This window comes from Methanospirillum sp., assembly GCF_035406105.1.
Lineage (GTDB): Archaea > Halobacteriota > Methanomicrobia > Methanomicrobiales > Methanospirillaceae > Methanospirillum.
In genome coordinates this window covers 1-8,219 of sequence record NZ_DAONKG010000109.1, presented here as the reverse complement: position 1 = coordinate 8,219, position 8,219 = coordinate 1, and the positions used below count along the sequence as shown (strand labels likewise).

At 46.1% G+C, this 8,219-nt stretch carries 10 protein-coding genes; 3 read left to right on the top strand and 7 right to left on the bottom strand.

The genetic code is table 11. The features are described from left to right. Window positions 1–185 (bottom strand): hypothetical protein (locus PLA23_RS07765; RefSeq protein ID WP_502883605.1); only part of this gene is annotated, 185 nt, incomplete at its 3' end. A 410-nt stretch (window positions 186–595) separates the two neighbouring features. On the opposite strand from PLA23_RS07765, the gene PLA23_RS07760 reads away from it, so the two are divergent. Then, window positions 596–766, top strand: a complete 171-nt coding sequence (locus PLA23_RS07760; protein ID WP_324474764.1) for a hypothetical protein — start codon at window positions 596–598, stop codon at window positions 764–766. 109 nt (window positions 767–875) lie between these two features. Here PLA23_RS07760 and PLA23_RS07755 read toward each other — a convergent pair whose 3' ends face one another. The 5 genes from PLA23_RS07755 to PLA23_RS07735 all read right to left on the bottom strand — a co-directional run bounded on the left by PLA23_RS07755 (window position 876) and on the right by PLA23_RS07735 (window position 5,197). Then, entirely contained in the window at window positions 876–1,163 is a 288-nt protein-coding gene (locus tag PLA23_RS07755; RefSeq protein WP_324474762.1) for a hypothetical protein, read from the bottom strand. Further along, window positions 1,160–1,339 carry a hypothetical protein gene (locus PLA23_RS07750; protein WP_324474760.1) on the bottom strand — a complete coding sequence of 60 codons (180 nt, stop codon included), beginning with the start codon at window positions 1,337–1,339 and terminating at the stop codon, window positions 1,160–1,162. Before PLA23_RS07750 ends, PLA23_RS07755 begins: the two co-directional genes overlap by 4 nt. Continuing rightward, entirely contained in the window at window positions 1,329–1,916 is a 588-nt protein-coding gene (locus PLA23_RS07745) for a hypothetical protein (RefSeq protein WP_324331818.1), read from the bottom strand. Before PLA23_RS07745 ends, PLA23_RS07750 begins: the two co-directional genes overlap by 11 nt. Continuing rightward, a complete protein-coding gene (locus tag PLA23_RS07740) occupies window positions 1,917–2,420 on the bottom strand; it encodes a hypothetical protein (RefSeq protein WP_324331817.1) in 504 nt (167 codons plus the stop codon). Between the two features lie 260 nt (window positions 2,421–2,680). Further along, a complete protein-coding gene (locus tag PLA23_RS07735; RefSeq protein WP_324474759.1) occupies window positions 2,681–5,197 on the bottom strand; it encodes a transporter substrate-binding domain-containing protein in 2,517 nt (838 codons plus the stop codon). A gap of 127 nt (window positions 5,198–5,324) precedes the next feature. On the opposite strand from PLA23_RS07735, the gene PLA23_RS07730 reads away from it, so the two are divergent. After that, the gene (locus PLA23_RS07730; RefSeq protein ID WP_324474757.1) at window positions 5,325–5,828 is read left to right on the top strand and encodes a hypothetical protein; all 504 of its coding nucleotides are present in this window, start codon (window positions 5,325–5,327) and stop codon (window positions 5,826–5,828) included. 113 nt (window positions 5,829–5,941) lie between these two features. On the opposite strand, the gene PLA23_RS07725 is transcribed toward PLA23_RS07730, so the two are convergent. Continuing rightward, window positions 5,942–6,160 carry a hypothetical protein gene (locus PLA23_RS07725; RefSeq protein ID WP_324331110.1) on the bottom strand — a complete coding sequence of 73 codons (219 nt, stop codon included), beginning with the start codon at window positions 6,158–6,160 and terminating at the stop codon, window positions 5,942–5,944. A gap of 47 nt (window positions 6,161–6,207) precedes the next feature. Here PLA23_RS07725 and PLA23_RS07720 point away from each other — a divergent pair, with 47 nt between their 5' ends. Then, entirely contained in the window at window positions 6,208–7,752 is a 1,545-nt protein-coding gene (locus PLA23_RS07720) for an ATP-binding response regulator (protein WP_324474755.1), read from the top strand. Window positions 7,753–8,219: the final 467 nt, after the last annotated feature.

Here is an 8,219-nt window from a genome sequence, read left to right as displayed (position 1 = left end):
TACCGGGTTATTCCGCCCCTCCGTGACGACCTGACGACAATGCCTACGATCTTCTCCTGCTTCCATGCGATGATGTCTAATCTTCTTCTCTTTCCGGCCAGACGTTCAGCAGAATATCCGGCGGAGGTGAGTTTTTCACAGGCGGCATGGATTGCGACCCGTCCTGCATGGGAGAGATCAGACATCAGGTGTTCCTCCTGGATGCGACGGGGAGAATGTTTGTATGATGATGCAGACATGAGAAAGTAGATGAAAGAACAGGATCCATTATCCTGATGAACCCCGCTGATATCAAAAGTGTACCAAACCTGTAGATTCCGCGGAGGGTTATTCTGTATTCAGTTATTTGCTCATGTAAATCGTTTATGATTCCAGTGGGTGTTATGTTTTCACCAGCCCTGCCAGATCATACCCGGCCCTCAAATGTCTGAAATGTTCCATATAAGGAAGACCATTCTGGCGTATTCTGAAGACCGAAAGTCTTTACAGGGAGTACGGATATCCAGTCTTGTCAGACGATCCTCCTGCGCAATTTTTCAGGTATCAGGGGCTGAATTGATTGTGTATGCGTGATAGAGGTTATTATATGGGATGAATGGTGGAAGATGATTCACCCCTCGGGTGTGATCTGAATATGTGGTTTTTTTTCTCATATACCAGGGAATTATTCATGAGTTTTTTGTGCTGTCACCAGGGATACCAGGCATATGGTTCAGGAAGGAGCGTTCGTGCCGCAGGAGGGGTTTATATGGAGGGGGACGGGTGAGGGGAGTGTTCGGGGGGACGCATACAAAAAGGAGTCTGACGGGGTGTTTTACAGGAGATGACCTTGGGGCCCGGGCTTTGGTAATGGCGGCCACGATGCATAAATCTGGTCAGAATTCAATCTTCTCCAGATGTTCATCAAGCAGATCCAAATAGCGGGCATACATCTCAATCTGTTCCGCCATCCGGATCGTGTGAGATATGGGCATCTGAAAGTCCATTTCCGGTGTTATCTCTCCACAGAACATATTTGCATAATCAGAGAGCATCTCTTCAATCGTACGGCAGACCTCCCGCTTTTTCCGCCCGATACTATCAATACCTGATTCGTTTTCGGATGGTATGAGGAACTCTTGTAAAGCCCTGAAAAAAGAGGATGCCGGTATATCTCCGGTCATGATACCCGTCCTGAAAGTCCGATTATCCAGTACTCCCCGTCATCATTCCGCTCTGATGAAAAGAACGTCAATGCCCTGAATTTTCGAATCATGTCTGCCCATAGTATCGCTGTGCTGATACAGGATGTGAGGGATAATCCCAAAGATATTGCCATAAGAATGTTTTCAAATCCCATTATCGTCTCCAAATTCCATTCTCTCTGTCATGTTCAGATCACCGAAGGCATCTGATGCATGACTGAGTACCCGTGTTCCATCGTTACCTGCTGCCCGTGTAAGCAGAATTCCGGTTCCGTTTGCCATGAGTAGAAACTCTGATGTGGTACGCTGCGAGAGCGTGGATGCGTACATTCCCTGCTCCATGAGCCCAAGTACGGTAGTCGTATACCGTGATTCCGTTCTATTGTCCCGGTTTCCCAGGAGACAACCCGGGGGATCTGCGGTTCTGCTTTCATTCGCACCGGAATATTCAAAAATTCCCACCGGTCCCTGTGAGATGATCCGGGTATGAGTATTCACAGAATCCCTGGCAAGAATATCACGAAGAATCATGGCCGAATCTACGGCAAACAGACTTTCTGACCAGGAACGGTCAGGCTGCATAACTGATGATGAAACAAACGACGCTCCATTGCAGGTAATGGAAGAAGTAACCGAATCTGCACAGACCGGTGACTGAATGAACAGAAGAACGAGGAGGATGATTCCTTCCTTGTTCACGATTGCACCTTCGTTTGCACTCGTCCCACCCATTCAGGCAAGTGCCGGGATGGTGTCAGCCCAGGTCTTGATTGTGGCAATCACTTCATCAGACTCATAACTGCTGACCGAGACATTGTTCCGTCTGAAGGTGACGTTATACAACTCACCATTTGCATCATGACATTTGAGGGTGACCTGAAATCTGTCATCTGAGCTGTCATGGGAACCAGTCCCTCCCATGGCGGTTCCCAGAGCTTCCTGTGCCAGAATGGTGGTAACTATGGTATCAAATCCGGCTGCCGATGGTGCTCTGACTGATATCCGGCCAACCTGCTTTCCGGCGTTGTTCTCATACACGATGGTACCAGAGTAGATCTCGGAGTTCTTCGTGATTGCCGGCAGGGTTTCTCCACCGGAAATGTAGGGGGTACATCCCCAGGGGTTATCTGCAAGGATGTTCCCGATGATGGTGCTTAATGCTGCCTTATTCTCCAGCGGGGTAGATAATTCCCGCACGGAACTTTTCACAACCGATTTTGATACAAAATCTGCCATTGTTCGTTCTTGCTCCTGTCACTTCTGTGACACATACATATGAGGAGTGAGGATATGAATGGCTGAAAAGAGCTGGAAAACGAGAGGCAAATGGGTCTGATTTTCTGGTTATACGGATAATGAGAGCTCCTGATATGAAACGGAAGGCTGGGCACCGGATTGTGCATGCGATGGATGCCTGGATGGGTATTGGATAATCCCGAGGTGAATGGCGGAGATGATCATCACTGGAGTCAGTGCCTGATGCAATCAATGCGGTATCAGTTCCCTGCCGGTCCGTCTCTCTCCTGGACCGGACGGAACATCCCTCTGGGTATGGTTATCTCAAATCGTGCACCATGCCCGGCCTCACCAGTCTCATGAATCATCAGGCCGGTGATGGACAGTACTTCCCGTGCAAAGAATAACCCAAACCCCTGGTTTGACGGGTCACCATGCATGAAGATCTGCTCCTTTCGTTCTGGTTCAATTCCGCATCCGTCGTCGGTGATGATCAGGACAAGATCCCATCCCCGCTCCTTGGTGCATGCGGTGATCGTGCTGACATGACCGCCATGAATGACTGCATTATTGAGAATGTTGGTCAGTGCCTTTTCAAAGAATGGATCTGCAAATACCTCATATGATCCAATCTCCTGAACATGGCGTATCTCTGACAGGTTTACATGTGAGGCGGCGAAGATATAGATTTCGCGAAGATTCTGCCATGTTGGAGGATTCATTCCCATATCCTGAAAATTACGGGTATTTATGATGTGTGCATTCAGCCTGCCGACGATCTCCTGGATCTTGTCAAGGATTTCTATGACCGCTGGTTCAGTGGCGACTGTTTTACAGATCTCAAGGTAGCCGCGGAGAACAAATCCCTGATTCTGAATCTCATTTCGTGTAATACTGGCAAGCATGTTCAGTTTCCGGTTCACCCGGTTCATCGCTTCCTTAATCTGACGGTTTTCTGATATATCTGCGCAGACCATGATGGCTGCAATAAGTTTTCCAACACTATTGACGATAGGGGAGGCATTGATGAGCACATGCCTGACAGAACCGGTCTGGTCAGCAATCCCTGCCTCATACCCGGTTGTGACAATTCCTTCGGCTGCTTTTCGGAGCGGATGTTCTGGTTCAGGTATCCGGGTACCGGTATCTGGGTCACGGAGGGAGGCGGTTATACGGGTGAAAAAATTCATTCCTGCTTGTATGGTTTCAGAGTCAATGCCGAATAATTCGCATGCGGCGGTGTTTATGAGATGGATCGTTTCATCAGGAAGACGGATCAGGACCATCGCCACATTACTTTGATTAAACGCTGCATCCATGAGGATTTTCAGTTCTGCCAGTTCTGATTCGGTTTTTTTGCGGTTGGTGATATTGACATGAGTTCCCACAATCCGTGTCGGTTTGCCGGTCGGATCTTTGCTGACCGTCATGCCCCGTGACATGATCCAGATGTATTCGCCTTGTTTTGTCCGCATGAGTACCTCAATCTCAAAGGAGTCATGCTCTCCGCTCAGTATTCCTGATACAACTGATGCTGCCATCTGGCGGTGATCAGGATGCAGGTGCATGAGCCAGACTTCGTAATTGAAGGGGATCTCATCTGCCTCATACCCCAGCATGTGATAGTAGCCTGGACTAAAGTAATATCCTTCAGGGTCTGTCTGCCAGTCCCATATCCCGTCCCTGGTGGCCTGCATGGCAAGGTTGAAGCGTTCCTCCGATGCAGCCAGGGCTCTTCGGTTTTCATCCAGTTCCTGAATGTGCAAGAGCAGGGTGCGTTCTGATTCCTGGAGCCTACGGTTTTTCTCTGTGAGTTCTTCAGTCTGTTCCCGGACCTTTTTATTCAGTTTTGTGTTGTATCTTCGAAGGATTATGACATAAATGCCAAAGAACAGGAGTATTCCTCCGGATATGAGCAGAATTGCTCTCAGGTACTGCACCAGGGATTCGGAGAAGAAGTTTTCTCCAAACCATTTATCCCTGATTTTTTTCATCTCTCCTGATTCCTTGAGCTGTTCAATTGCCTGGTTCAGATCAGAGAGCAGGGCAGACCTGCCCTTGGTGACGGCGATCCCGTACGGTCGTTCCGATTCTGGTTCTCCTGCCATCTTCAGGAGATCGGTTGCCTGAAGTGCCTGTAGGGTATACATCCCGACATAGTAATTTCCGATAAAGAGATCCGCTTTTTTATCAATGACCGCCTGTAATGCCTGCATCTGGTCAGGATACTCAATAATTGTCAGGTTTGGGTATTCTCTTTTCAGCCGTTGTGTATTCATGTCTCCCTTCTGACCGGCGACTGTCCCGTTCCAATGTGAGAGGCTGGAGGTTGGGAGGTGGAAATTATCCTTTCTCATAAACCTGGCTGTCCGCTGATTTATGGTCCGTTCGGTAAAGTCAAAGAGGGTTTTTCGTTCATCGGTGAATGCAACGCCGATGAGGATGTCACGGTCTCCTCTGGCCACGAGGTCAATGGCCTGTGACCAGGGTACAAGTTCGATGTGAATGGTCCGGTTGAGCAGTTTTTCGATACCATGCATAACGTCTACGTCATAGCCGGCAGGTTCTCCATTCTCAAGGTACGAAAAGGGAGGGAAATTTTCATCGCCGACGGCGGAGAGATCCCGTGTGGTGTCAGATTGAGGATACCCGCGATCCTTATCAGAATACCCATAGATTAAGAGAATTCCGGTGATAATGAGCAGGAAGACTATGAGATACACCAGTATTCTGTACTGCACCGGCAGGTCTTTGTAAAAGGTCTGTGTGATATCCATCAAGTATCGGGTAATTCATATACCCCTTTTACCTCTTGACAGATATCTGTTTCTTTTGAATGATGAGGGATGAGAGTGAACCAATAGAGCCAAATATTTTTCTGAATGTCAGGAGACTTTTATGGTAATGAAGTATGTGTGTGCGTACTGCAATACGGAGTTAAGGCCCGAATCAGCGGAAAAAGACGGGGTCTCTCATGGGATATGTACTTCATGTTATAACCATATCAAGGCAAGCCTGGGAGTTGATCTAAAAGAGTATCTGAATATGCTGGATCACCCTGTTTTTCTTGTCGATGATGATGTGAAGGTGCTCTCAGCCAATTATAAAGCAGGACATCTGATTGGGAATAAGACCCTTTCTATTCATGACAAGCGTCTGGGAGAGGTTTTCGAATGTGAACATGCACTCAGATCTGAGGGGTGTGGAAAATCAGTCTGTTGCTCCGGATGTGCAATACGAAAAGCGGTCTCAACAACGTACATGACCGGAAATCCGGTGATAAAAAAACCTGCTTCACTGGTATCTGAGATGTCCGGAATTCCTACCACCATCGATCTGTATATCACCACATACAAGGTTGGAGATGTCGTATTTCTGATGGTTGAACCTTCAGAAGGGGAACAGTAATATGGAATTGTGAAGGGCAGAGATTTCAGGGGTTGCGTTCATTTGGCTCATGTGAAAGGGTGCGAAGTATCTTTCTGATGAAATAGTATGGATATCGAAAAGGACGATGAAAATCACCTGCAAGACAGGGAACAGATCAGGTATCTGTCGTCAGGTTCATTTTTTTTAAATCGTATGGCATATATCTCCTCGATAAACTCCGGAAGTGGTTCTTTCCATGATTCCTGTTTACTGGGTGCATATGAACTAAATTTTTTGGGATTCAGACCAAGTTCTTTTGCCATCCGTATATGCTCATCGGTGAGATTATACCGTTTTTTACGTAATTCCATGTTTTATCCGACATTCAGCACGGGGTGTTCAGCGATAACAAAACCCCATGAGCCGCGTCGATGTCGATGAGAACAGGAATATTTATTATTTTTTACGCACTGTAAAAACTATGCCCGGAGGAGATCTTCCGTTATCATATCCGGAACAATATACCATCCTGTATGTTGATGATGAACGGGATATGCTCAATCAAGGAAAAAACCTCATCGAAAAAACGGGGAGATGTAAGGTACAGACAATGTCGTCAGCCATTCAGGCTCTGGATCTGCCTGATATTCTGACCTATGATGCAATCGTATCAGAATACCAGCTGCCGGGAATGGATGGAATTACCTTTCTCAAGGAGAACAGAAAGAAAGATACTGAAATCCCCTTTATTCTCTTCACTGGTCGGGGAAGAGAAGAAGTTGTCATTGAAGCTATCAATAACGGTGCCAATTTTTATATTCAGAAAGGAGGAGATCTGGTCTCCCTTTTTGCAGATTTGACCCATAAAATCCTCCAGGCAATAGAATATAAACGAGCGAATAAACTGATATCATACCTCAATATAAATCAACGAAAACTTGCAAAAGCCATGAATCTCGCGCATGTGGTACATTGGGAATATGAAGCCCTTACCGATGTATTTACCTTTGATGACTGCTTTTTTGCTTTGTATGGAACCTCAGCAGAGCGTGAAGGAGGAACTCAGTTTTCTTTACAGCGATATTATGAAGAATTTGTACATCCTGATGACCGTGAAGAGGCCTTACGAAAAGTGAGGGAAGGATTGGAAAATCCGGATCCTGATGCGGTGACCTATGTTGAACATCGTATCATTCGCCGTGATGGACAGATCAGGGATATTCTTGTGGGAATGGGTGTTATCAGAGATAGTGACGGTAAAATTATTCGAACCTATGGTGCAAACCAGGATATCACCGAACGAAAAAAAGGAGAAAAAGCACTTGAAAGGGCATATCGGCAGATTCATCTCCTTACTGAAGTTACCAGACATGATATAATCAATAATCTTTCTGAACTCTATCTGTATCTTGATATAGCCCGGAAGGACTGCCCGGATCCACGATTTTCCGAATACCTGGATAATATGGAAGAAGTAGTCAGGATAATCCAGTCCCGGATTGAATTTACCCGGATATTTCAGGAGATTGGAATTGAGAAACCTGTTTGGATTCTGCTTAAAACGATTCTTCCGGGCTCATCCGCCCCTCTTCCGGTTATCTATGATTCCATGATTCAAAGAGTTTCACTTCTGGTGGATCCATTGGTAAAAACAGTTTTTTCAACCCTGCTTGATAATTCGATTCGGCATGGTAAGCACGTTACTGAGATCAGAGTATCGGCCCATGAATCCGGGAATAATCTGATAATCCTCTGGGAGGATAATGGGGTTGGAATTCCTGACGACGAGAAAGAACTGATCTTTAACCGGGGATATGGAAAAAATACAGGATTTGGATTGTTTCTGGTCCGTGAGATCCTCTCGCTTACCGGTATTTCAATCCATGAGACCGGTATTCCGGGTTCAGGAGTCCGGTTTGAGATTCTGATTCCCAAAGGTTCGTTTCGTTTCGATCTGTCGTAGCCCTTGTTCGGCTCAATGTGTGAAAGACAGGGAACTATTGCTTATTGTAGGTTATGACATCGGTTGAAGGGATTTTCAACAGGTTAAAAAACCATTATTCTCATGTGCTCGATTTTCATACTATTCCTACCCTATTGTTATGGTGGATTATCCCAAGCACGGGTAAAAATTATTTGTTTCGAAATCCTTTAGATGAATTGTCAAACCCGCAAGCCCAAAAAAGACTGAATGAATCTGACGTGCTCTGGTTTCACCCCTACCGTGTATGGAGTGATGTGGATATTAGCTATAGATGCTCTATTTTGTCTTGAAAAGATTGAGCAATTTGATTCCATGCAAGACAGCTTTATGGCCTGATACCTATTCGAGCAAGGCCAGGGGGATCAACCATACCTCCACCAATTCAAAGATAAAAATCGTTTTTTGGAGTCTGTTTCTAATCACACATCCTCATTACTCATGAATTA

Excerpts from the sequence above, each read along its gene's own strand:
- PLA23_RS07750 (WP_324474760.1), bottom strand. The coding sequence starts at position 1,339 with ATGGGATTTGAAAACATTCTTATGGCAATATCTTTGGGATTATCCCTC.
- PLA23_RS07740 (WP_324331817.1), bottom strand. The coding sequence starts at position 2,420 with ATGGCAGATTTTGTATCAAAATCGGTTGTGAAAAGTTCCGTGCGGGAA.
- PLA23_RS07720 (WP_324474755.1), top strand. The coding sequence starts at position 6,208 with ATGAGCCGCGTCGATGTCGATGAGAACAGGAATATTTATTATTTTTTA.
- PLA23_RS07735 (WP_324474759.1), bottom strand. The coding sequence starts at position 5,197 with ATGGATATCACACAGACCTTTTACAAAGACCTGCCGGTGCAGTACAGA.
- PLA23_RS07755 (WP_324474762.1), bottom strand. The coding sequence starts at position 1,163 with ATGACCGGAGATATACCGGCATCCTCTTTTTTCAGGGCTTTACAAGAG.
- PLA23_RS07725 (WP_324331110.1), bottom strand. The coding sequence starts at position 6,160 with ATGGAATTACGTAAAAAACGGTATAATCTCACCGATGAGCATATACGG.
- PLA23_RS07760 (WP_324474764.1), top strand. The coding sequence starts at position 596 with ATGGTGGAAGATGATTCACCCCTCGGGTGTGATCTGAATATGTGGTTT.
- PLA23_RS07745 (WP_324331818.1), bottom strand. The coding sequence starts at position 1,916 with ATGGGTGGGACGAGTGCAAACGAAGGTGCAATCGTGAACAAGGAAGGA.
- PLA23_RS07730 (WP_324474757.1), top strand. The coding sequence starts at position 5,325 with ATGAAGTATGTGTGTGCGTACTGCAATACGGAGTTAAGGCCCGAATCA.